Annotated in this window: 21 protein-coding genes; 12 read left to right on the top strand and 9 right to left on the bottom strand. The window is 72.8% G+C overall.

All coding sequences use genetic code 11. The annotated features are described in order from the left end of the window. Positions 1 to 215: 215 nt before the first annotated feature. Complete coding sequence (locus ACIBI9_RS64725) at positions 216 to 575, top strand: hypothetical protein (protein WP_397238562.1); 360 nt, start codon at positions 216 to 218, stop codon at positions 573 to 575. A gap of 77 nt (positions 576 to 652) precedes the next feature. Here ACIBI9_RS64725 and ACIBI9_RS64720 read toward each other — a convergent pair whose 3' ends face one another. Next, entirely contained in the window at positions 653 to 1,474 is an 822-nt protein-coding gene (locus tag ACIBI9_RS64720) for an oxaloacetate decarboxylase (RefSeq protein WP_397238560.1), read from the bottom strand. Positions 1,475 to 1,558: 84 nt separating this feature from the next. Here ACIBI9_RS64720 and ACIBI9_RS64715 point away from each other — a divergent pair, with 84 nt between their 5' ends. After that, a complete protein-coding gene (locus ACIBI9_RS64715) occupies positions 1,559 to 2,467 on the top strand; it encodes a LysR family transcriptional regulator (RefSeq protein ID WP_397238558.1) in 909 nt (302 codons plus the stop codon). 199 nt (positions 2,468 to 2,666) lie between these two features. On the opposite strand, the gene ACIBI9_RS64710 is transcribed toward ACIBI9_RS64715, so the two are convergent. Genes ACIBI9_RS64710 through ACIBI9_RS64700 form a run of 3 tightly spaced genes read right to left on the bottom strand, consistent with a single transcriptional unit; the run spans position 2,667 to position 4,679 of the window. Continuing rightward, complete coding sequence (locus ACIBI9_RS64710; protein WP_397238556.1) at positions 2,667 to 3,173, bottom strand: FBP domain-containing protein; 507 nt, start codon at positions 3,171 to 3,173, stop codon at positions 2,667 to 2,669. Beyond that, positions 3,157 to 3,756, bottom strand: coding sequence for a TetR/AcrR family transcriptional regulator (locus tag ACIBI9_RS64705; RefSeq protein WP_397238554.1), 600 nt, complete (start codon positions 3,754 to 3,756; stop codon positions 3,157 to 3,159). Before ACIBI9_RS64705 ends, ACIBI9_RS64710 begins: the two co-directional genes overlap by 17 nt. 59 nt (positions 3,757 to 3,815) lie before the next feature. Beyond that, entirely contained in the window at positions 3,816 to 4,679 is an 864-nt protein-coding gene (locus ACIBI9_RS64700) for an SMP-30/gluconolactonase/LRE family protein (protein ID WP_397238552.1), read from the bottom strand. A 269-nt stretch (positions 4,680 to 4,948) separates the two neighbouring features. On the opposite strand from ACIBI9_RS64700, the gene ACIBI9_RS64695 reads away from it, so the two are divergent. The 7 genes from ACIBI9_RS64695 (at position 4,949) to ACIBI9_RS64665 (ending at position 13,489) form a co-directional block, all read left to right on the top strand. Beyond that, the gene (locus ACIBI9_RS64695) at positions 4,949 to 5,782 is read left to right on the top strand and encodes a putative protein N(5)-glutamine methyltransferase (RefSeq protein ID WP_397238550.1); all 834 of its coding nucleotides are present in this window, start codon (positions 4,949 to 4,951) and stop codon (positions 5,780 to 5,782) included. A 20-nt stretch (positions 5,783 to 5,802) separates the two neighbouring features. Further along, complete coding sequence (locus ACIBI9_RS64690) at positions 5,803 to 6,423, top strand: TetR/AcrR family transcriptional regulator C-terminal domain-containing protein (RefSeq protein ID WP_397238548.1); 621 nt, start codon at positions 5,803 to 5,805, stop codon at positions 6,421 to 6,423. A 145-nt stretch (positions 6,424 to 6,568) separates the two neighbouring features. Then, entirely contained in the window at positions 6,569 to 7,690 is a 1,122-nt protein-coding gene (locus ACIBI9_RS64685; RefSeq protein WP_397238546.1) for an esterase-like activity of phytase family protein, read from the top strand. Between the two features lie 78 nt (positions 7,691 to 7,768). Continuing rightward, positions 7,769 to 8,575, top strand: coding sequence for an HAD-IA family hydrolase (locus ACIBI9_RS64680; RefSeq protein WP_397238544.1), 807 nt, complete (start codon positions 7,769 to 7,771; stop codon positions 8,573 to 8,575). Continuing rightward, positions 8,572 to 11,499, top strand: coding sequence for a pyridoxamine 5'-phosphate oxidase family protein (locus tag ACIBI9_RS64675; RefSeq protein ID WP_397238542.1), 2,928 nt, complete (start codon positions 8,572 to 8,574; stop codon positions 11,497 to 11,499). Before ACIBI9_RS64680 ends, ACIBI9_RS64675 begins: the two co-directional genes overlap by 4 nt. A gap of 90 nt (positions 11,500 to 11,589) precedes the next feature. Continuing rightward, positions 11,590 to 12,396, top strand: coding sequence for a hypothetical protein (locus ACIBI9_RS64670; protein ID WP_397238541.1), 807 nt, complete (start codon positions 11,590 to 11,592; stop codon positions 12,394 to 12,396). 199 nt (positions 12,397 to 12,595) lie between these two features. Next, entirely contained in the window at positions 12,596 to 13,489 is an 894-nt protein-coding gene (locus ACIBI9_RS64665) for an ABC transporter permease (protein WP_397238539.1), read from the top strand. A 5-nt stretch (positions 13,490 to 13,494) separates the two neighbouring features. Here the strand turns inward: ACIBI9_RS64665 and ACIBI9_RS64660 are convergent, their stop codons facing one another. Then, complete coding sequence (locus tag ACIBI9_RS64660) at positions 13,495 to 14,502, bottom strand: TIGR04222 domain-containing membrane protein (protein WP_397238537.1); 1,008 nt, start codon at positions 14,500 to 14,502, stop codon at positions 13,495 to 13,497. A gap of 165 nt (positions 14,503 to 14,667) precedes the next feature. Here ACIBI9_RS64660 and ACIBI9_RS64655 point away from each other — a divergent pair, with 165 nt between their 5' ends. Then, the gene (locus ACIBI9_RS64655) at positions 14,668 to 15,138 is read left to right on the top strand and encodes a VOC family protein (protein ID WP_397238535.1); all 471 of its coding nucleotides are present in this window, start codon (positions 14,668 to 14,670) and stop codon (positions 15,136 to 15,138) included. A gap of 226 nt (positions 15,139 to 15,364) precedes the next feature. On the opposite strand, the gene ACIBI9_RS64650 is transcribed toward ACIBI9_RS64655, so the two are convergent. Both ACIBI9_RS64650 and ACIBI9_RS64645 read right to left on the bottom strand, forming a co-directional pair. After that, positions 15,365 to 15,949: a hypothetical protein gene (locus ACIBI9_RS64650; RefSeq protein ID WP_397238533.1), complete on the bottom strand. Its 585-nt coding sequence runs from the start codon at positions 15,947 to 15,949 to the stop codon at positions 15,365 to 15,367. 31 nt (positions 15,950 to 15,980) lie between these two features. Continuing rightward, positions 15,981 to 16,571, bottom strand: coding sequence for a cupin domain-containing protein (locus ACIBI9_RS64645; protein ID WP_397238531.1), 591 nt, complete (start codon positions 16,569 to 16,571; stop codon positions 15,981 to 15,983). A gap of 95 nt (positions 16,572 to 16,666) precedes the next feature. Here ACIBI9_RS64645 and ACIBI9_RS64640 point away from each other — a divergent pair, with 95 nt between their 5' ends. Continuing rightward, positions 16,667 to 18,244 carry an FAD-dependent oxidoreductase gene (locus tag ACIBI9_RS64640; RefSeq protein WP_397238529.1) on the top strand — a complete coding sequence of 526 codons (1,578 nt, stop codon included), beginning with the start codon at positions 16,667 to 16,669 and terminating at the stop codon, positions 18,242 to 18,244. Positions 18,245 to 18,252: 8 nt separating this feature from the next. Here ACIBI9_RS64640 and ACIBI9_RS64635 read toward each other — a convergent pair whose 3' ends face one another. Further along, entirely contained in the window at positions 18,253 to 18,855 is a 603-nt protein-coding gene (locus ACIBI9_RS64635) for a flavin reductase family protein (protein WP_397238527.1), read from the bottom strand. Positions 18,856 to 18,910: 55 nt separating this feature from the next. Further along, the gene (manA, locus tag ACIBI9_RS64630) at positions 18,911 to 20,068 is read right to left on the bottom strand and encodes a mannose-6-phosphate isomerase, class I (protein WP_397238525.1); all 1,158 of its coding nucleotides are present in this window, start codon (positions 20,066 to 20,068) and stop codon (positions 18,911 to 18,913) included. A 137-nt stretch (positions 20,069 to 20,205) separates the two neighbouring features. Here manA and ACIBI9_RS64625 point away from each other — a divergent pair, with 137 nt between their 5' ends. Continuing rightward, complete coding sequence (locus ACIBI9_RS64625) at positions 20,206 to 20,829, top strand: TetR/AcrR family transcriptional regulator (RefSeq protein ID WP_397238523.1); 624 nt, start codon at positions 20,206 to 20,208, stop codon at positions 20,827 to 20,829. The last annotated feature ends 2 nt before the right edge of the window (positions 20,830 to 20,831 follow it).

The following is a 20,831-nucleotide window of genomic DNA, read 5'->3' as shown; positions in this document are numbered from 1 at the left end:
CGCTCTTCCTCACCACCGAGGCCGTCATCGCGGAGAAGCCCGAGAAGAACGCTGCTGCTCCGGCCATGCCGGGCGGCGGCGACATGGACTTCTAGCCCGATTCCGCTTCGGGGCCGGCTCATCGACCACAGCCCCGACGCCCGGCGGCGGGTCGTGGTCGGCTGACGTCCCATGCCGCCGCGGATCACGCGAGGCGCACCCGGTAGATTTCGCGCATGCCCTCCACCCCGCGCCCGGACGACCGCGTCGCCTCCGCGTTCCGGTTCGCCACCGAGCTGATCGCCTGGGTCGCGACCCCGTGGGCCCTCGCCCCGCACTCCGTGCCGCTGGCCGTGCTGTCGGTCGTCGTGCTGATCGGCCTGCCCACGCTGTTCTCGACGCCGGGCGACAAACGCAACGTGATCGTCGCGGTGCCGGGGCCGGTGACGATCGCGCTGGTCCTGTTGCAGCTCGTGGCCGCGGTGGCGGCGGCGTGGGCCGCCTGGCCCGTCGTCGTCGCCGTGGCGGTGTCGGCGCTGGCCGCGGTCACCGTGGTGCTGGAGCTGCCGCGCTGGCGGTGGCTGCTCTCCCGGTGAGCCACCGGCGACCTGCTCGGGCGGCGGTGATCGGGCGTCGGCGATCTGCTCGACGGTGGTGCTCGGGCGTCGGCGATCTACTCGGGCGGCGGTGCGAACGCCTCGTGGAGCTCGGAGATCGAGGCCATCTCGGCGACGAACCCGAACCGTCCCGCCCGCATCTGCCGGGCTCCGTCCAGGAATGACCGCAGGGCGAGCCGGGAGAGCGCGCCTCCGATGCTCACCCGGCGCACGCCGATCTCGGCGAGCTGCTCCAGCGTGATCGAGGGATCCGCGAAGCCCATCACGACGTTGACCGGCCTGCCGACGGAGGAGACGACCGCGCGCATCTCGTCGAGCGTGCGCAGTCCCGGCGCGTACAGGACGTCGGCGCCCGCCGCCTCGAACGCCTGCAGGCGCTTGATCGTGTCGTCCAGGCCGGCGACGCCGTACAGGAGGTTCTCGGCCCTGGCGGTCAGCACGAGCGGGACGGGCAGCCCGCGGGCGACCTCGACGGCCGCGTGGATCCGCTCGACGGCGAGCCCGAAGTCGTAGATCGGCGCCCGGGGGTCGCCCGTCGCGTCCTCGATGGACGCCCCGACGGCGCCGCACGCGCAGGCGTCCTCGATCATCTTCGCCGCCTCGGCGGGCTCGTCGGCGAAGCCGTTCTCGAGGTCGGCGTTCACGGGCAGGGGTGTCGCCTCGCTGATGAGGCGGCAGTTGTCGAGGACGTCCTGCCGGCCGGCCCGGGTGCGGCCGAGCATGTTGGCCACGCCGAGGCTCGTGGTGGCGATCGCGTCGAAGCCGAGCCCGGCCAGCAGCCGCGCCGTTCCGGCGTCCCACGGGTTGGGCAGCAGGAGGGGCTCCGGCCGCTCGTGGAGAGCCCGGAATCGGATGGCCCTGGTCATCTGATCGGTCATGAGCCCACTGTCGTCGTCGCCTGAAGGATCCGTCAAATGCATAGATCTGACTTTTGGCATCAGGAATACTGATGGATCGTGACGGTGGAAGAGCTCGAGGCGTTCGTGTGCATCGCCCAGTTGGGCGGGTTCACCGAGGCGTCCAGGAGGCTCGACCGGTCCCAGCCCGCGATCAGCCGCCGGATCAGGGAGTTGGAGCGCTCGCTGGGCGCGGCGCTGTTCGAGCGGGCCGGTCGCCGGGTGGTGCTCACCGAGGCGGGACGGGCGCTGCTGCCGTACGCCGAGGCCGCCCTCGCCGCGATGCGCGACGGCGAGCGCGCCGTACGGGACCTGTCGCGGGAGCCCGCCGAGGCGCAGGCCCTCAGCCTGGCCATCGTCGGCACCTTGGCCGACTCGCACATCGTCCGGGCGCTGCGCGCGTTCGAGGCGGAGTTCCCCGACGCCTCGGTCGAGCTGCGCACCGCGACCAGCCGCGAGGTGAGCGCGCTCGTGCGCGGAGGCGAGGCGTCGCTGGGACTTCGCTACTTCTCCGACGCCGACCCCAAGCTGGAGTCGATCCCGCTAGGCGTGGAGAAGCTCCTGGTCGTGGTGCCCGCCTCGCACCCGGTCACCGCCCGCCGCCTGCCCGACCTGCGGGCGCTGCAGAGGGAGCGGTGGCTCGGCTTCCCGCCCGAGCGGGGTCAGTCCGACTCCTTCGGCCACCTGCTCGAACGCCTCCTGCTCGCCTCCGGCCTGGCCGACCCCGCGATCACCAGGATCGACAGCCTCACCGCGCAGCGCAGGCTGGTCGAGGCCGGGCTGGGCGTCGCCCTCATGCCCACCGGCAGCGTCCGGGAGGAGCTGCGCATCGGCAGCCTGCGGGCGATCGAGGTGGAGAGCATGGACGCGGGCCTGCCCGTGGTCGTCGTCCGAAGGCGGCGCGGCCACCGGAGCCGGCTGGCGGCGGCCTTCCTGGACACGCTCAAGGATCACACGCCGGAGCTGCGCGGTTGAGGCGGATGCGGGTTCGCCGGCGTTTCGATGGAACCGCCGGGCGGGCAAGCGCTGTCCAAGCTATGGGCGACGCCCACACCGGCGCCTCACAGAGCGCCCGGACGGCGCCGCGGACGGCCCTTCCCGTCCGCGGACGCGCGCTGGACGTCGCCCCCGCCAAGCTCCGTCACTTCAGGACGTTCGCCTCCACCAAGCCCCGTCACTTCAGGTCGCCGTCGAGCACCCGCTCCAGGAACCCGTCCAGGTTCGCGGTGGCCCGCACGATCCGGTCCTCGACGGTCAGCGACTCGAACCGGGTGCCCAGCTCCGTCCGCTTCCTGTCGCGGACGTAGAGGGAGCAGGCCAGGTCCGCGCACATGTAGGCGCCGACCGTGTTGCCCTGGCGGCCCGCCGCCCCGATCCTGGGCGCGGTGAACAGCGCCACCCCGGTGCCCGAGTGCGGCGTCACGCAGACCGAGCACAGTGTGGACTTCGTGAAGCTCCTGCGCACCTCCTGCGCCAGGCGCAGCGCCACGCCGACCGGCTCGTCGCCGCGCTCGGTCACCAGATATGCCCGCTCGGGCGCCCCCGGGTCACGCCAGCCCAGGAAGTCGAGGTCGGTCCAGGGGGACTCGGACAGGTCGCGCGGAAGGCCGACCCGGCGGGCCTCGCCCTTGGAGCAGTTGACGAAGGACGCGCGGATGTCGTTCTCAGTGAGGGGATTCATGATCGTTTCCTTGGGGGTTGCTCGGCCAATGCCTCAGCGCGACGTCGAGCACGTCGAGGATCTTCGTCCAGCTGTCCTGGAGGTCGCGCGGGTGGTTGAACCCGGCGCTCGCCTCCAGGCTGAAGAATCCCTGGTACGTGCTGCGCAGCAGGCGGATGGCGTCGGTCAGGTCCGGCTCGGGCAGCCCGTACGCGCTCAGGTGCGCGTACGTGATGGACATGATCCGCAGATGCCCCGGGGACTCGGCCACCACGGCGGCGTCCAGGGGCATCTGGGTGGCCTGGTAACGGCCGGGCCGGGTCCGCGCGAACTCGCGCCACGCACTGGCGAACCCGGCCAGCGACTCCTTGCCCGCCCGCCCCGCCGTCGCGTCGGCGAGCCGGTCGGCCAGGTCGCGGGCGGCCAGGACCGCCACCCGGACCCGCAGGTCCTTGAGGTTCTTGACGTGCGAGTACAGGCTCGCGTCCGCGACCCCGAACCGGCGTGCCAGCGCGGACACGGTGATGTTGTCGAACCCGACCTCGTCGGCCAGCTCCGCGGCCGCCTCGGTCACCAGGTCCGCCGTCAGCCCGGCACGCGCCATGGCCACCTCCTGAACCTAAGCCTTCTAGTTGTTTTCCTAGAAGGCTTAGGTTAGCACTCTCACAAGGTAGTGAGGAGGACCGGCCGTCCCTGGACGCCGGGGTCGGCGGCGAAGACCGCGCCCGCGTCCGGCTGCTCCGCCCGGTCCACGCCGAGCGCGGAGGTGGTGATGAACAGCCGGTCGAGGCCCTCGCCGCCGAACGTCACCGCCGTGACCCTCCGTACCGGCAGGCTGACGACGGCGTCGAGCCGGCCGCTCGCGTCGTAGCGGTGCACGGCCGCGCCCTCCCACAGCGCCACCCAGACCCCGCCCTCGGCGTCGACGGTCAGCCCGTCGGGAGCCCCGTGCTCCGGGTCGACGACGGCGAACGGGCGGCGCCCGCTCAGCCCGCCCTCCGGGTCGTAGTCGAGCACGTCGACCCGGCCGGTCGTGGTGTCGGCGTAGTAGGCCAGGGAGCCGTCCGGGCTGAAGTCGAACCCGTTCGAGATCGTCACCTCCGGCAGCACCACCCGCAGGTCGCCGCCGGGCCCGGCCACGTAGAACGACCCGCCCCCGGGGGTCTCGTCGTAGGCCATGCTGCCGATGTAGAAGCGGCCGTCGGGGTCGCAGCCGCCGTCGTTCATGCGGACCCCGGCGTCGCTCCACGCCTCGCCCAGGGAGCGCAGCGGGGCGTCCAGATCGTCGCCGTCGGACAGCAGCAGCTCACGCTCGCCCGCGACCACGTAGCCGCCCGACGCGCGCGGCCGAAGGGCGGCGGCCACCTTGCCCACGTGGCGGCGGCGCACCCCGCCCTGCGGGTCGAGCGCCAGCACGTCGCCGGCCAGCATGTCCACCCACCGCAGCCCGCCCCATCGGCTCGACCACACGGGCCCCTCGCCGTGCTCGGAGACAGGGTCGGTCACGGTGTACGGGGCGATGCTCATGACGCTCTCCCAGGAGGTCGCAGGGTCGTGATCCAGACCCTACCGGGACCCCGGAATCCCGCCGATCACCCGGACGGGGCCGTCCCACGTGCCGGTTACGGCACGATCTCGACCGCCGCCTCCGGACGCGAGGAAGGCTCTGGTACGCTCTCGGGGAGATCGTCCTTAGGAGGTGAGACCCATCAACGCTGTGGCAGGCCGGGTGCTCCCTCCCCACGATCAGGATTAGGTGACCGCGGGAGCGCCCATCGGCATCCCGAAAGGCTCTCATGTCGGTTTTTTCGTCAGCTGTCCCCTCGGCTGTCTCCATCCCCGCCGTCGTCACCAGGCTGCGTGCCGCCGGCTGCGTGTTCGCCGAGGACGAGGCCGAGCTGCTCGTCTCCACCGCCCGCACCCTCGCCGAGCTCGCCGCGATGGTCGAGCGCCGCGTCGTCGGCGAACCCCTCCAGCACGTCCTCGGCTGGGCGGAGTTCTGCGGCCTGCGGATGGTCGTGGAGCCGGGGGTGTTCGTGCCCAGGCCGCGCACCGAGTTCCTCATCGGACAGGCCGCCGCGCTGGCCCGCCGGGTCGCCGGGCCGCCGGTGGTCCTCGACCTGTGCTGCGGCAGCGGCGCGGCGGGGGCGGCGCTGGCCGCGGGGCTGGGGGCGGCCGAGCTGCACGCCGTCGACCTCGACCCGGCCGCCGTGCGGTGTGCCCGCCGCAATCTCGCCGCCGTGCCCCTCCCGCCGGGCGGCGCGCTCACGAGCCGGGTCTACCAGGGCGACCTGTACGAGCCGCTGCCCGCCTCGCTGCTGGGCCGGGTGGACATCGTGATCGCGAGCCCCCCGTACGTGCCCTCTGGCTCCATCGTCCTGCTGCCTCCCGAGGCCCGGCTGCACGAGCCGCTCATGGCGCTCGACGGCGGCGGCGACGGGCTCGACGTCGTGCGGCGGGTGATCGCGGGCGCGCCGCGCTGGCTCGCGCCCGGCGGCCACCTCCTGGTCGAGACGAGCGAGCGGCAGGCCGCCGAAACCGCCGAGGCCGTCGCCCGGGCGGGGCTGGCCGCCCGGGTCGCGAGCTCGGACGAGCTGGACGCCACCGCCGTGATCGGCACGCGTCCTTAGCGATGTTAAGGTGTCCCGCGATGGCACAGAAGGGACTGGCGCGGGACACGGTCGTGCGCGCCGCGCTGGAACTGCTCGACGAGGTGGGCCTCGACGGGCTGTCGGTACGCCGCCTCGCCGCCCGCCTCGGCGTGCAGAACCCGGCGCTCTACTGGCACTTCCGCAACAAGCAGGAACTGCTGAACGAGATGGCGCGCGAGCTGCTCGCCCCCGAGATGGGCGGCCCCCGGGAGGGCGAGACCTGGCGGGAGTGGCTGACCAGGCGCGCCCACCGCTACCGGCGCATGCTGCTGAGCCACCGTGACGGGGCGCGGCTGGTCACCGGGAGCGACCCGGGCGCGAGCGTGGCGCGGGGGTTCGAGGAGGAGCTGAAGACCCTGGTCGGGCTGGGGTTCACGCCCGGCCAGGGCCTGCACGCCATCGGGTCCGTCAGCCACTACACCCTCGGCTTCGTGCTCAACGAGCAGGCCCAGCGCGAACGCCGGGAGCGGGGCGAGGTCCGGGACCTGGACGCGTACGCCGACTTCCCGCTGACGGTCGCGGGCGTGCGCGAGGGCGGGACCCCCACGAGCGAGGAGGCGTTCGCGCACGGGCTGCGGCTCATCCTCGACGGTGTGGCCGTCTCCCTCCAGGACAGCTGAACGGCTTTTTTTGGAATGATTTGCCCCTTTTGATGGGCGGCATGCTGTTATTTGTCCGTGGACTTCGCCTCTGATCCGCGCTTTCATTTTCTCCGTCGGTTCGGCATTGAATTACGGGGGTCAGATGGCTCGATCGCGGAGAATCATGCAAATCGCCGTCGCTTTCACGGTGGTGGCGAGCGCCACCCCTCCGGCGTCGGCGGCACAGCGGGATCCCGTGCGGATCACGCGCTTCCTCGGGGAGCAGCGGCTGTCGCACCTGCTGAAGTTCGAGGACACCACGGTGGGCGGGCTGTCGGGGATCGACCGCGATCCCGGCACCGGCACCTGGTACTTCATCTCCGACGACCGCTGGCGCTACAACCCCGCCCGCTTCTACACCGGGCAGCTGGACTTCGACCGGGAGACGGGGGAGTTCGTCGGCGTGCGGGTGACCGGGGTCAGGACGCTGACCAGGGCCGACGGCACGGCGTACCCGGCCTACGGGCAGCCGGGCTCGGCCGACCCCGAGTCGATCAGATACGACCGGTGGAGCGGGCGGCTGATATGGGGAGACGAGGGGGACCGGCCGGACAGCGCGAACCAGGCCATTCCGATTTCCGCCTCCGCCGTGCACACGACCGACGTTCAGGGGCGTAATGCCGGAGAATTGCGGGTGCCGCAGAATTTGCGGCTGACGAACACCGAAAGAGGGCCCCGGCGTAATTTCGGCTTCGAAGGAGTGGCGGTCACGGAAAGCGGCGTCACCGCCGTCACCGAGGGCCCGCGCTACGAGGACGGGCCCGTGCCCTCGGTGGCGCGCGGCGCGCCCGCGCGCCTGACCGTGTGGAACCGCCTCGGCATCGCGCGCGCCCAGTACGCCTACCCGCTCGACCCGCTGCCCACCGCGCCGATCCCGCCCGACGGGGAGGCCGACAGCGGCGTGTCGGAGATCCTGGCCATCGACGACGACCGCTATCTCGCGCTGGAGCGGTCCTGGATCCAGGGCGTCAACTACCGGGTCAAGCTCTACGAGATCGACCTGCGCGGCGCCACGAACGTGCTGGCCAGGGACGACCTGGCGCAGGGCGCGCCGTACCGGCCGGTGACCAAGCGGCTGGTCTACGACCTCGGCTCCTTCCGCCCCCCGGTGCAGAACCTCGAGAGCCTGGCCTGGGGGCCGCGCCTGGCCGACGGGACGTGCACGCTGGTGATCGGCTCGGACGACAACTTCGACCAGCGCGAGGTGACCCAGTTCCTCGCCTTCGCCGCGACGGGCTGCCCATGAGGACGCCGGCCCGGAGGGCGTGTCGTGCCTGGTCAGGTGGCAGGGCTGGCCGCCACGGGCGTGGGTAGCGTGCTCGATATGGCCACTTTCGACCTGACCAGGCTCCGGGCGGTCGTCTTCGACACCGACGGCGTGGTCACCGACACGGCGCGGGTGCACGCCGCCGCGTGGAAGCACGTGTTCGACGCGTTCCTGCGGGGCCGCTCCGCGCCGTTCGACGTGCGCGCCGACTACCTGGCCTTCGTGGACGGGCGGCCCCGGCTGGACGGGGTGCGCACGTTCCTGGCCTCGCGCGGCATCTCGATCCCCGAGGGCGGCCCGCAGGACGAGCCGGGGGCGGAGACGGTGCACGGGCTGGGGCTGGCCAAGGACGCGCTGTTCGTGGAGGCGATCGCGCACCACGGCGTGGCCGCCTTCCCCTCCACCGTCGTCCTGCTGCACGAGCTGCGGCAGCGCGGCTGCCGCACCGGCGTCGTCTCTGCCAGCAGGCACTGCCATGCGGTGGTGTCGTCGGCGGGCCTGCTGCACCTGTTCGACGTGGTGCTCGGCGGCGAGGACGCCGCCGAGCTGGGGCTGCCCGGCAAGCCGGATCCCGCGCTGTTCCTGGAGGCCGCGCGCCGCCTGGAACTGCCCCCCGATGTGGTGGCGATCGTGGAGGACGCCCTGCCGGGCGTCGAGGCCGCGCGAAGGGGCGGGTTCGGCCTGGTCGTCGGGGTGGACAGGAGCGGGTCCGGGGTGGACAGGAGCGGGTCCGGGGTGCCGGGGGACGGTCCGGGGGCCGCGGGGGCCGGTGCCCGCGCGATGCGGGCCGCCGGGGCGGACGTCGTGGTCGCCGATCTGGCCGACACGGACGTCTCCGGCCGCGTGCCGGTGGGACGGCCATGAACGACTGGACGCTCGTGTACGACGGCTTCGACCCCAGCGGGGAGGGGGCGCGGGAGGCGCTGTGCACGCTCGGCAACGGCAGGCTCGCCACCCGGGGCGCCACCCCGGACGGCGAGCCGCGCACGCCGGGCACCTACGTGGCGGGCTGCTACAACCGGCTCGACTCGATCGTCGCCGGGGTCACCGTGACCAACGAGGACATCGTCAACCTGCCCGACTGGCTGCCGCTGACGTTCGCCACCCCGGGGTGCGCGTGGTTCCGGCCCGAGCGGGCCGCGCTGCTGGCCTACCGGCACGAGCTCGACCTGCGGCACGGCGTGCTGGTGCGCGACCTGCGCTGGCGCGACGGCGAGGGCCGGGTCACCCGGGTACGGCAGCGCCGCCTCGTGTCGATGGCCGAGCCGTACCTGGCCGCCCTGGAGACCACGTTCACCGCCGAGAACTGGTCGGGGCCGATGCGCGTGCGCGCCACCCTGGACGGCCGGGTGTCCAACCGGGGCGTGGCCCGCTACCGCGACCTGCGCGGCGACCACCTCACCGGGCACGCGACCGGCTCCGAGGACCACCTGGCCTGGCTGACGGCGAGCACCCGGAGCTCACACGTCACCGTGGCCCTGGCCGGCCGGGTCGACACCGGTGCCCCGTCGCCGGCCCCGGACCTGACGCCCGGAGCGCGGCCCCGGCCCCGCCCCGGCCACGTCTTCTCCGAGCACGTGCTCGACCTCGCCCGGGGCCGGCCCGCGACGGTCACCAAGATCGTGGCGCTGACGACGTCGCGCGACCCCGCCGTCCACGACCCGCGTACGGCGGCGCTCGGGCACGTGCGCCGCGCGCCCCCGTTCGACGGCCTGCTGGCCGGCCACGAGGCGGCGTGGGAGCGGCTGTGGCGGCGGGCCGGTCTCGACGTGGGCGGGCACCGGCTGGCGCAGGCCGTCCACGTGCACATCTTCCACCTGCTCCAGACGCTCTCCCCGCACACCGCCGACCTCGACGTGGGCGTGCCCGCCCGCGGCCTGCACGGGGAGGCGTACCGGGGGCACGTGTTCTGGGACGAGCTGTTCGTGCAGCCGTGGCTGAGCCTGCGCTTCCCCGAGGTCTCGCTCGGCCTGCTGCGCTACCGCTGGCGGCGGCTGCCGGAGGCCAGGGCGGCGGCCAGGGCGGCCGGGCACGAGGGCGCGATGTTCCCGTGGCAGAGCGGCAGCGACGGCCGCGAGGAGACCCCGGCCCTGCACCTCAACCCGGCCTCCGGACACTGGCTGCCCGACCGCTCCGGCCTGCAGCGGCACGTCGGCCTGGCCATCGCCTACAACGTGTGGCAGCACTACCTGGCCACCGGCGCCATGCCGGCCTGGTGCGCGGAGCTGCTGCTCGACATCGCCAGGTTCTTCGCCTCGCTGGCGGTGCTCCACGGCGACCGCTACGAGATCCGCGGCGTCATGGGACCCGACGAATACCACGACGGCTACCCGGGCGCTGCCGGGCCGGGGCTGGCCAACAACGCCTACACCAACGTCATGACCGCGTGGCTGCTCCTGCGCGCCCGCGACGCCGCCGCGCTGGCGCCGGACCTGCGGCCCGCGGCGGACGAGCTGGCCCGCTGGGACGACGTCAGCCGCCGCCTGCGGGTGGACTTCCACGACGGCGTGATCAGCCAGTTCACCGGCTACGGGGACCTGCTGGAGCTCGACTGGGAGCGCTACCGCGGCGTACGGCGCCTGGACCGGGCGCTGGAGGCGGAGGGCGACGACGTCAACCGCTACAAGGCCTCCAAGCAGGCCGACACCCTCATGCTCTGCTACCTCCTGACCGGCGAGGAGCTGACCGGCCTCCTGGAACGGCTCGGCTACCCGGTCGGACGCGGGCTGATCTCCCGTACCGTCTCCTACTACCTGGCCCGCACCAGCCACGGCTCGACGCTCAGCGCGGTCGTGCACGCCTGGGTGCTGGCCCGCTTCAACAGGGCGCAGTCCTGGAGATTCTTCACCGAGGCCCTCTACAGCGACATCGGGGACGTCCAGGGCGGCACCACCGCGGAGGGCATCCACCTGGGCGCCATGGGCGGCACCCTGGACCTCCTGCAACGCTGCTACCTGGGCCTGGAGCTGCGGCCGGACGGGCTGCGGCTGGATCCGCTGCTGCCCGGCCGGCTCGGGGTGCTGTCCATGCCCATCCGCTACCACGGGCGCCAGATCTTCATCGACGCCGACCATCACGAGGCACGCGTGAACGGCACCGCGCGCCGTACTTACACGCGAGGAGAAACGATCATGACTGGCACCGGAGATCTCGGACGCCGTCTCATCCACTGCCGCGAACGCCTCGGCCTGAGCCGTGAGCAGATCGCCGAGCGCGCGGCCATGTCACCCGGCTACCTGAGATATCTAGAGGAAAATCCCGATATGCCGGACACCGGCGCGCTCTACCGCCTGGCGGACGCGCTGCAGACCACGGTGCACGAGCTGCTGGGCGGCGGCCTGGACCGCCCGCCCGGGCACGGCCCCGCCATGGCCAACCCGACGATGGAGGTGCTGGACCGGGAGGAGTGCCTGCGGCTGATCTCGCCGGGCGGGATCGGGCGGGTGGCGTTCAGCGGCTCGCGCGGGCCCACCGTGCTGCCCGTCAACTACAAGCTGCACCACGGCGTGATCGTCTTCCGCACCGCGTCCGGCGGCCCGATGGACCAGGATCTCCGCTCGGGGCTGGAAGGGGTGGACATCAAGATCGCGTTCGAGGTCGACAAGATCGACGAGGCCAACCGCGAAGGGTGGAGCGTCCTGGTGCAGGGGCCCGCCCACCACGTGACGCCGGAGGAGATGGAGGAGGTGGCCGACTCGGGCGTCACGCCCTGGGCCGGCGGCGAACGCCGCCTCTACATCCGCATCGTCCCCCATCAGATCGCGGGCCGGCGCATCCACGGCATGTAGCGGCCCGGCGTTTCGCTGCTGATCAGAGGCGGTCGGCTGGGATACTTCGGTAGCCGGCCGGGCACGATCGCCACTGTCAGGAGGTGCCGCATGAAACGCTTCACCGGGCCAGTCCTTCCGGTGCTGATCGTGCTCGCGGTGGGGGCCGCCGGCTGCGGGGCCGTGGGCGATCCACGGGCCTCGGTCACCGTGACGGCCTCACCCGAGGAGACCACCCCGCCGGGCAGCCCCAAGACCACGCCTCCCGGCAGCGGCACGCCGACCCCGCGCGGGGGCCTGGTCGCCGGACGTTACCAGCCGCTGTGGCCGTTCTCCACTCCTGGAGAGGCGATGGCGTGGCGGGAGGCGCACCGCAGGGACGGCCGCGACGCGTGGCACCTCGACGCCCGCCGCACCGCGCTCGCCTTCACCCGCGACTTCCTCCGCTTCACCGAGATCGACCGGGTTGCCAAGTCCGTCCGGCAGGGCGACCACGCGCGGGTGCACGTCGCCTACCAGGCCGAGGAGGGCCCGCGACTGCTGGTGGCGGCCGTCGTGCACCTGGTCAAGTACGGCTCGGGCGAGGACGCGCCGTGGGAGGTGGTGGGCACGGACGACACCTCGTTCTCGCTCACCAGACCCCGCTACGGCGCCACCGTGCGGTCCCCGCTGACCGTGGGCGGCCGGATCACGGGCGTGGACGAGAGCGTCAAGGTCCAGGTCCGCCGGCCCGGCTCGGTCACTCCGATGGGGGAGTCGTGCTGCGTGGGCGCCGGCGGCACCGGCTCGCCGTGGTCGGCTCGGGTCTCCTTCAAGACGCCCCCGGGACGGACGCTGACCGTCGTGGCCTCCACCGGCGGCCACGTGGCGACCGTCGAACGCTTCGCGGTGACGGGCGTGAACGTCCCCGCCTCCTGAGCGGGGCCGCAGTCGCGGCGCTGGATGAGATGGTGCGTCCCCACATCGCCCGATAAGGACACCGTCCCGGCCGCGCGGCACGGAAACGGCTACCGCCCGCTAGCTGCGATGACGCCGGTTGATCCGTTAGCCTCGGCATCTGGGACCGGCGCGCGCCGCCAGGACCGGGGCCGGGGACCGCAACCGCAGCGAGGTGCTCATGAGCCAACTGGAGAACGCCGCGCCGGAGAGCGGGTCGCTGGCCGAACTCGCCAGGAAACACGGGCTGCGCCCCGCCATCGCGCGCCCGAGACTGTCCGTCTACTCGCGTCAGCTGTGGGAGCGGCGGCACTTCATCCTGACGTACGCGACCTCGCGCAACGTCTCCAAATACTCGGGGTCCGCGCTGGGCCAGCTGTGGCAGGTCCTCACTCCGCTGCTGAACGCGGCCATCTACTACGTGATGTTCGGCCTCATCCTCGGCGGCAGCAAGAACATCGACAACTACCCGGCGTTCCTGCTGACCGGGATGTTCGTGTTCACCTACACGCAGCGGACCGTCACCGCGGGCGCCAAGTCGATCTCCGGCAACCTGTCGCTGATCCGCGCCCTGCACTTCCCCCGGGCGTCGCTGCCGCTGGCGTACACGATCCAGGAGCTGCAGCAGCTCACCATCTCGATGGGCGTGCTGCTGGTGATCGTGACGGTGACGGGGGAGTTCCCCACGTGGTTCTGGCTGATGGTGCCGATCGTGCTGACGCTGCAGACGTCGTTCAACATCGGGGCGGGGCTGGTGCTGGCCAGGCTGGGATCCACGCTGCGGGACCTCAGCCAGTTGCTGCCGTTCATCATGCGGACGTGGCTGTACGCGTCCGGGGTGTTCTTCGCCATCCATGACAAGGTCGTCAACAGCGCGCGCCTGCCGGAATGGGTGGCGACGGTGATGTACCTGAACCCGGCGGCCTCCTACATCGAGTGGATGCGCGACATCCTGATCGGGAGCCACGTCCCGCCGCGGACGGTGTGGGTGTCGTGCGTGTTCTGGGCGGTGTTCTCGCTGATCTTCGGGTTCTGGTACTTCTGGCGGGCCGAGGACCGGTACGGGCGCGGCTGACGGCGTCAGGGGCCGCTGCCGCCTCCGCCGCATCCGCCGCCACCGCCCCCGCCGTCGGACCCGCCTCCTCCGTCCGAGCCGCCCCAGCCTCCGCCGTCATGGCCGTGAGACCCGCGGCCCCCGTCGAACAGGCCGCCGAAGTCGAAGAACCCGCCCCCGTCGCCACCGTACGAGGGGTCGCCGTAGGAGGAGGAGGGGCCGCCGTACGACCCGCATTGGCCGGGCGCGCAGCACGCCGCCACCAGCCCGCCGTGGCTCCTGGCGCGCGTGTCGCGGGCCAGCGAGTCGGCCAGCCGCCGGTCCGGCAGCTCGGTAAGCCCCTGCAGCGCCACCACCCCGACGTCGTCCGAGGCCTTCCAGGACCCGTCCGCCAGGTCGTCGGCCTGCCGCAGAGCGGCCCGCCCGGCCCTGGTCACCGGGTTCGCCATGGAGCGCCGCAGCAGGAAGAAGCAGAGCACGCCGGCCACCGCGGCCGCCCCGGCGATCACGATCGTGACCAGCGGGGCGCGCAGGAGCAGGCTCACCACGGCCACGACCATCGCCAGCCCGGCGAGGACGGCCAGCCAGCTCGTACGCCGCCGCGACCGCCTCCGCTCGGCCGGCGACATCAGGAAGCCCTGTCTCCACAACGGCGTGGCCAGCCGCCGCATCGCATGATCGCGGACCGTCTGGTGCCGCAGCTCGGCCGTCGTGTGCGGCCCCCCGCCCGAACGCACGTGCCGGTAGAGCGCCCGCTCGACCGGCGCCGACTTGGTCACCCGGAACCCCTTCACCGGCGTGACCAGCCCCTCGCTCGACACCCGCACCCCGCCCTGCGAGACCAGCGACACCAGCGCCGTGTTGATGACCCGCCGCGGCCCGCCCGCCAGGAACGCCGCCTCGTAGACGCTCAGCCGGTGGCGGTCGCCCGCCGCGACGGAGCGGGCGCGGAACAACGCGAACTGCGTCCGGATCGCGGTGAGGACGACCAGCGCGAGTAGCACGATGGCAGCCGTGTGTAAAGCCCCGTTCATACAGCCTCCCTGAGGCGGCCCCTTTTGCTTGAAAGGACTCTTCCGGTGGCGGGAGGGTTCCCGGAAACACTTAGAGGTTTCTCGAACCATGGGAGCGGGATGAACGGGCGGGGCAGGTGGGTTGCACGAGGCAATGAACGCCCGCATTCCCGCTGAGGAGATCGCATGAGCGCACCCATCGACGACCGCCCTGTACGGCAGCTCCGGCTCGTCGTGGAGGCCGAGGACTACGAGGCCGCGCTGGCCTTCTACCGTGACGTGCTGGGCCTGCCCGAGCAGGCCGCGTTCTCCGGCGGGGACGGCGCGCGGGTGGCGATCCTGGACGCCGGGCGGGCCACGCTGGAGATCGCGAACCCGGCGCAGAAGAAGATGATCGACGAGGTCGAGGTGGGACGGCAGGTGGCGCCGAAGCTCCGGGTGGCGTTCGAAGTGGACGACGCGCGGGGCACCACCGAGCGGTTGGTGGCGGCGGGCGCGACGGAGGTGGCGCCGCCCACGGTCACGCCCTGGGAGTCGCTGAACGCCCGGCTGGACGCGCCCGCGGGCCTGCACATCACGGTCTTCGAGGAGCTGCGCGACCTGGAGGAGCGCGAGGCGCTCGACGGCTTCGGCACCGACCGGCTCCCGGACGCCTGAGTGCGTCAGCGGGGCGCCCGCACCGGCCGTGGCGGCTCCAGCTCCGCCTGGCCGGGCAGGGCGCCCCGCGCCCGCACCCCGTTCATCCGGGTGACGCGTCCCATCCCCTACACCTTAGACGCCCGGAGATCACCGCGATCCGCGCGAATATCGCCCTTGACCTGGGCGGGCCCTTGACTCGCCCCCTGACCAGGCATGCGATTTCGGTATAGGACGGAATCGAGGCCTACCACGAGCGCCGGCGCCGCCACCGCGCGTCGGCCAGCGACCAGGCGGCCTCCCACTCGCGGTATCGTCCCCGGTCGAGCAGCAGCCGGAAGCCCGCGAACCCCACCACCGCGACCACCGCCGCCGCCAGCACCAGCAGCAGCGCCGTCGCCACGGCCGTGACCAGGAGGTCGCCGGGGCTCGGCGGCGCGCTGACCCGCCGGCCGCCGGGATCGACCCAGATCCGCACCTCCGTGCCCGCCCTGGCCAGGGGCGGCGCCATCACCCGGCCGGTCTGCTCCAGGCCGGAAGGCGCCGTCCAGCGTGCCGGGGCCGGCTCGCTCCGGGGCGCCTCCCCGAACGACAGGCGCGTGACCGGCGCGTCCGCCAGCAACGTCGCCACCACCTCCCGGCGCCCGTCGCCGAGGGCCGGCAGCGCGTGCTCGTACGACTGCCGCCCCGCCGCCGCCGCGGGCCACACGCTGAGCAGGACGAGGACCACCGTCACGAGCAGCGCGATGCTCTCCAGGCGGTCGGAGCGCCGCCGCAGCGGGTTGCCGTCCGGCCGGTGCCGCCGCACCCACCGCATCACCGACTCGGTCACGTGCATCATCATGCACCAGACCACGGGGCGTTCACCGGCCGGTGGGGCGGGCGCGGACGTGCATGCGCTCCCCCTGGGGGCCGAACAGGGCGAGGATCTCGGTCGGCTCCGGGCCGGGGTTGGAGGACGCGTGCGGCGTCCGCGTGTCGAACTCCGCCACCTCCCCCGCCGTCAGGATCACGTCGTGCTCCCCGAGGAGCAGCCGCAGCCGCCCCGCCAGCACGTAGATCCACTCGTAGCCCTCGTGGACCTTCTGGTCCGACGGCCCCGGCTCGTAGCCCGGCCAGTGCGGCGGGAAGATCTGCTTGTACGCCTGCACCCCGCCGGGCCGGCGGCTCAGCGGGATGAACGTCGTGCCGTGGCGTTGGAAAGGGCGCAGGTGCACGCGCGGGTCACCGGTCATCGGCGCGTCGATCAGCTCGTCGAGCTGGACCTGGTGTGCCCGGGCCAGCAGCAGGAGCAGCTCCAGGGTCGGTTTGCGCTGGCCGGACTCCAGGCGGGACAGGGTGCTGACGGAGATGCCGGTGCTCGTGGACAGCTGCGCCAGCGTCTCGCCGCGCTGCTGGCGCACCGAGCGCAGCCGCGGTCCCACGGACTGGAGTACGTCGTCGAGGTCGTCCATGCGACCCACTTTGCCATTTCGGCAATGAAATTTGTCAAATCGGCCGCGAGGCGCGGACAGTGGCGGACGTCGGAATCACCGTGAGGAGAGACGAGATGGACACGAAGTACGACGTGGTGGTGGTCGGGGGCGGGGCCGCGGGACTCAGCGGGGCGCTCACGCTGGGCCGGGCGCGGCGCAAGGTGCTCGTGGTCGACGCCGGGCAGCCGCGCAACGCGCCCGCCGAGGGCGTGCACACGTACCTGGGGCGCGAGGGCCTCTCGCCGCTGGAGCTGCTGGCCGCCGGCCGGGAGGAGGTGATCGGGTACGGCGGGGAGATCGTGACCGGCACCGTCACCACCGCCGAGCGGATCGACGGCGGGGGCTTCCGCGTCGTGCTGGCGGACGGCGCCACGGTCGAGGCGGACCGGTTGCTGGTCACCACCGGCCTGACCGACGAGCTGCCGGACGTGCCGGGGCTGGCCGAGCGGTGGGGCAAGGACGTCCTGCACTGCCCGTACTGCCACGGCTGGGAGGTGCGCGACCAGGCGATCGCCATCCTGGGCACGGGGCCGCTCTCCGTTCACCAGGCGCTGCTGTGGCGGCAGTGGAGCGCCGACGTGACCTTCTTCCCGAACACCGCGCCCGAGCTCGACCACGACCAGCGGCGCCAGCTCGCCGCCAGGGGCGTCACCGTGGTCGAGGGCAAGGTGGCGGGCCTGGAGGCGACGGACGGCAGGCTGTCCGGGGTGCGGCTCGCCGACGGGAGCGTGGTCGCCTGTCAGGCTCTCGCGACAGCCGGCCGGCTCACCGCCCAGGCGGGCCTGCTCGCCGGGCTGGGACTGGAGACGGAGGAGATGGAGATGTCCGGGCACGTGATCGGCACCCGCGTGCCCGCCGACCCGATGGGCGCCACCGGCGTGCCGGGGGTGTGGGTGGCCGGGAACGTGACCACCCTGAACGAGCAGGTCATCGGCGCCGCGGCGGCGGGCGTCCGGGCGGCGGCGGCGATCAACGCCGACCTGGTCGCCGAGGAGACCCGCCGCGCCGTCGCCGCCATGGACGCCTCCTCCGGGGCCCCCGAGGAGTACTGGGACGCCCGTTACTCCGAGAAGACGCGGATCTGGAGCGGAAACCCCAATGTGATGCTGGTCCGCGAGGTGTCGGACCTCGAGCCCGGCACGGCGCTGGACCTGGGGTCCGGTGAGGGGGGCGACGCCGTCTGGCTCGCGAGCAGGGGGTGGCGGGTCACCGCGGCCGACGTCTCCGGCGTGGCGCTCGAACGCGCCGCCGCGCACGCCAGGGAGGCGGGGGTCGCCGACCGCATCGACTGGCAGCGGCACGACCTGGGCGTGTCCTTCCCCGAAGGCGTCTTCGACCTCGTCTCGGCCTGCTTCCTGCACTCGTTCGTGGACCTGCCGCGCGAGGAGATCCTGCGTGCCGCCGCGTCGGCCGTCGCTCCCGGCGGGGTGCTGCTGGTCGTCGGGCACGCGGGATGGCCGTCCTGGGAGCACAACCCGCCCGTCGAGGTGCACTTCCCCACGCCGCAGGAGGTCCTGGACGCTCTGCGGCTGCCGGAGGGTGAGTGGGAGGTGCTGCTCAGCGAGGAGTACGAGCGCGCCCAGGACGATCCGGACGGCCGGGCCGGCACCCGCACGGACAACGTGCTCAAGGTCCGGCGCCTGCCCGGCTGACCTCCTCCCTAGCGGGGCGTCTGGCTGCGGTAGGAGTGGCCGAGCTCGGGGCCGAGGCCGAAGTAGTGGCGGAAGTTGTAGATGAGCGGGCTCCACGTGCCCGGGTCCACGTGCTGGGTGCCGGGCACGACGATGCGCGGGTCCGCGTGCACCCTGCTCACGACGGCCTCCACAATCACGAACGAGCCGGAGACGTCGTGGCCCACCCGCTCCGCCCTCGCCTCGAACTGGAGGGGGCACTCGGCCACGCGCGGCGGCCGCACGGTCTCGGAGGGCTCGGGCCGCAGCCCCGCCGCGGCGAACTTGCCGGGCTCGTACCGGCAGCCCGCGTGCTTGGTCGCCGGCACCGGATGCCGCCCGGTGAGGGGCGCCAGCCGTTCGACCGCCTCCCACTGGTGGGGGGCGGGCAGGTTGACGACCACCTCCGGGCGGTTCATAAGGTTGCGGGCGGTCTGCCCCTCGGCGCCCAGCCCGAGCACGATCACCTGGCCCAGCGCCCAGGCGGAGGACATCGGGGCGAGGTTGAACGTCCCGTCCGGGTTCTGCGTGGACAGCAGGACGACCGGGGTTCCGAAGTACAGGACGCTCGGCTCGATGGTCACAGTGTTCATGCGGGCGAGCCTAGGAACGGGACGTTCAACCCCGGACCGAAACGTCGTAGCGAATCTACAATGTAAAGGCGCCCGGCGCGGCGCGGTACGTTGTCCCCTTCCCGGCCAGCGGCGTCGAAGCGGCGGCCGCGGGGATGAACGCAGACTCGCCCGGCCGCAGCGTCAGGTCGGCCAGGCGGGCCTCCCCGTCGATGCACACGACGATCTGGGGGACGCCCCCGGGCAGCGTGTGGGCGCTCTCGAGGTCGTAGCGGGTGAGGGCGAACTCGGGTGCCGGCGGCCGGTAGTGGTGCTCGCCGGGCGTGTCCTGCTCCGGCCGGACCAGGTGCGGGTCGGACGGCGTGAAGTCGACGACGCGCATGAGCTCGGGCACGTCGATGTGCTTGGTGGTGAGCCCACAGCGCAGCACGTTGTCGGAGTTGGCCATGATCTCGACGCCGATGCCGCCGAGGTAGGCGTGGGGGATCCCGGCGCCGAGGTAGAGGGCCTGGCCGGGGGCCAGGTTGACGTGGTGCAGCAGGAGCGCGGCGGTGACGCCGGCGTCGCCGGGGCAGGCGCGGGCGAGGTCGCCGTAGACGGCCAGGTCGGGGTCGTCCGACTCGCGCAGGGCCTGCTCGACCTGGGCGCGCAGCGGCCCGTAGGAGTCGTCGAGCATCTGGGCGAACACGGTCCGCAGGTCGCCCGCCCTGAGCAGGTCGCTCCAGGGGGCCGGGTCCGGCAGGGCGAGGCGGTCGAGGAGGGCGGCGGTGGCGGCGGGGTCGCGGAAGCCGCACAGGCCGTGGAAGGGGGTGATCGCGCAGACCATCTCGGGCTTGTGCGAGGTGTCCTTGTACGTGCGCGTGGGGTCGTCGATGGGGACGCCGCGGGCGTCCTCGTCGGCGAACCCGGCCTGAGCCTGCTCGGTGGTGGGGTGGACCTGGAGGGAGAGCGGCCGTTCGATGGCCAGGACCTTGAGCAGGTAGGGGAGGGCGGGGCCGAAGCGGGCGGCGGTGGGCTCGCCGAGGGTGCCGGCGGGGTCGTCGGCGATGAGCTCGTTGAGCGGAGTGCCGCCGACGGTGGAGGGGTCGCCGGGATGGGCGCCCATCCAGAGCTCGGCCTGGGGCCGGCCGGTGGGCGGGGTGCCGAAGAGCTGCGGCAGGGCCGTCACCGAGCCCCAGTCGTAGGGGCGGATGGCGGTGGCCAGGCGCATGGGCGCCGGGTCGGGCTGTGGCACGGCGTTGCCTCCGATCGTCGTGCATGGAGCGTAGAACGAGACGGGTCGTTGTGCGTAGCCGGGGGGCGCGTTGCGGGGCTGCTATACACAGGTATAGTCTGCTTTTCAGGTGAACAGCGAGCTATACAGGGGAATGGATGACGACCGTACCGGATCCGGAGGATCTCACGGCGCGTGCGCGGATCAGGGACGCGGCGATGCGGCACATCGGCGAGCACGGCTTCGAGCGGGCGACGATCCGCGACATCGCGGAGAGCGCCGGTGTGTCCCTGGGCCTGGTGCGCCATCATTTCGGCTCGAAGCAGGCGCTGCGCGAGGCGTGCGACGAGCACCTGATGAAGACGATCCGCAGGCTGAGCGAGCAGGCCGCGGCCGACCCGTACGGCGCCGGGCTCAACCCGGCCGCCGTCCTGGGCCCGTACCAGCCCTATCTGGCGCGGGCGCTGACGGAGGGGTGGGCGGCGCCGCTGTTCGACGAGATGGTCGACCTCGGCGAGGGGTGGATCGTCGAGGCCGACAAGAGCCGCCCCGATCCTCCCGACGTGGACGCCCGGTCCCGCTCGACGATGATCGCGGCGATGGCGCTGTCGGCCACGGTGCTCCGCCAGCACGTCGAGCGTGGCCTGGGAGTGGATCTGACCAGCCCGGAGGGGCAGGTCAAGCTGATGCGGGTGATCGTGGACCTCTACTCTCACCCGCTGCTCAGCCTGGAGGAGGCCGCTGAGGCCAGGAAGGCCCTCGATCGGGGCGCGACCGCGTGAAT

The organism is Nonomuraea sp. NPDC050451 (genome assembly GCF_044458585.1).
Note: the sequence above shows the minus strand (reverse complement) of the source record. Positions and strands in the feature narration are given on the sequence as shown.

Coding starts and splice junctions, on each gene's coding strand:
- ACIBI9_RS64725 (WP_397238562.1), top strand. CDS start 216: ATGCCCTCCACCCCGCGCCCGGACGACCGCGTCGCCTCCGCGTTCCGG.
- ACIBI9_RS64720 (WP_397238560.1), bottom strand. CDS start 1,474: ATGACCGATCAGATGACCAGGGCCATCCGATTCCGGGCTCTCCACGAG.
- ACIBI9_RS64710 (WP_397238556.1), bottom strand. CDS start 3,173: ATGAATCCCCTCACTGAGAACGACATCCGCGCGTCCTTCGTCAACTGC.
- ACIBI9_RS64705 (WP_397238554.1), bottom strand. CDS start 3,756: ATGGCGCGTGCCGGGCTGACGGCGGACCTGGTGACCGAGGCGGCCGCG.
- ACIBI9_RS64700 (WP_397238552.1), bottom strand. CDS start 4,679: ATGAGCATCGCCCCGTACACCGTGACCGACCCTGTCTCCGAGCACGGC.
- ACIBI9_RS64695 (WP_397238550.1), top strand. CDS start 4,949: ATGTCGGTTTTTTCGTCAGCTGTCCCCTCGGCTGTCTCCATCCCCGCC.
- ACIBI9_RS64690 (WP_397238548.1), top strand. CDS start 5,803: ATGGCACAGAAGGGACTGGCGCGGGACACGGTCGTGCGCGCCGCGCTG.
- ACIBI9_RS64685 (WP_397238546.1), top strand. CDS start 6,569: ATGCAAATCGCCGTCGCTTTCACGGTGGTGGCGAGCGCCACCCCTCCG.
- ACIBI9_RS64680 (WP_397238544.1), top strand. CDS start 7,769: ATGGCCACTTTCGACCTGACCAGGCTCCGGGCGGTCGTCTTCGACACC.
- ACIBI9_RS64675 (WP_397238542.1), top strand. CDS start 8,572: ATGAACGACTGGACGCTCGTGTACGACGGCTTCGACCCCAGCGGGGAG.
- ACIBI9_RS64670 (WP_397238541.1), top strand. CDS start 11,590: ATGAAACGCTTCACCGGGCCAGTCCTTCCGGTGCTGATCGTGCTCGCG.
- ACIBI9_RS64665 (WP_397238539.1), top strand. CDS start 12,596: ATGAGCCAACTGGAGAACGCCGCGCCGGAGAGCGGGTCGCTGGCCGAA.
- ACIBI9_RS64660 (WP_397238537.1), bottom strand. CDS start 14,502: ATGAACGGGGCTTTACACACGGCTGCCATCGTGCTACTCGCGCTGGTC.
- ACIBI9_RS64655 (WP_397238535.1), top strand. CDS start 14,668: ATGAGCGCACCCATCGACGACCGCCCTGTACGGCAGCTCCGGCTCGTC.
- ACIBI9_RS64645 (WP_397238531.1), bottom strand. CDS start 16,571: ATGGACGACCTCGACGACGTACTCCAGTCCGTGGGACCGCGGCTGCGC.
- ACIBI9_RS64640 (WP_397238529.1), top strand. CDS start 16,667: ATGGACACGAAGTACGACGTGGTGGTGGTCGGGGGCGGGGCCGCGGGA.
- ACIBI9_RS64635 (WP_397238527.1), bottom strand. CDS start 18,855: ATGAACACTGTGACCATCGAGCCGAGCGTCCTGTACTTCGGAACCCCG.
- ACIBI9_RS64625 (WP_397238523.1), top strand. CDS start 20,206: ATGACGACCGTACCGGATCCGGAGGATCTCACGGCGCGTGCGCGGATC.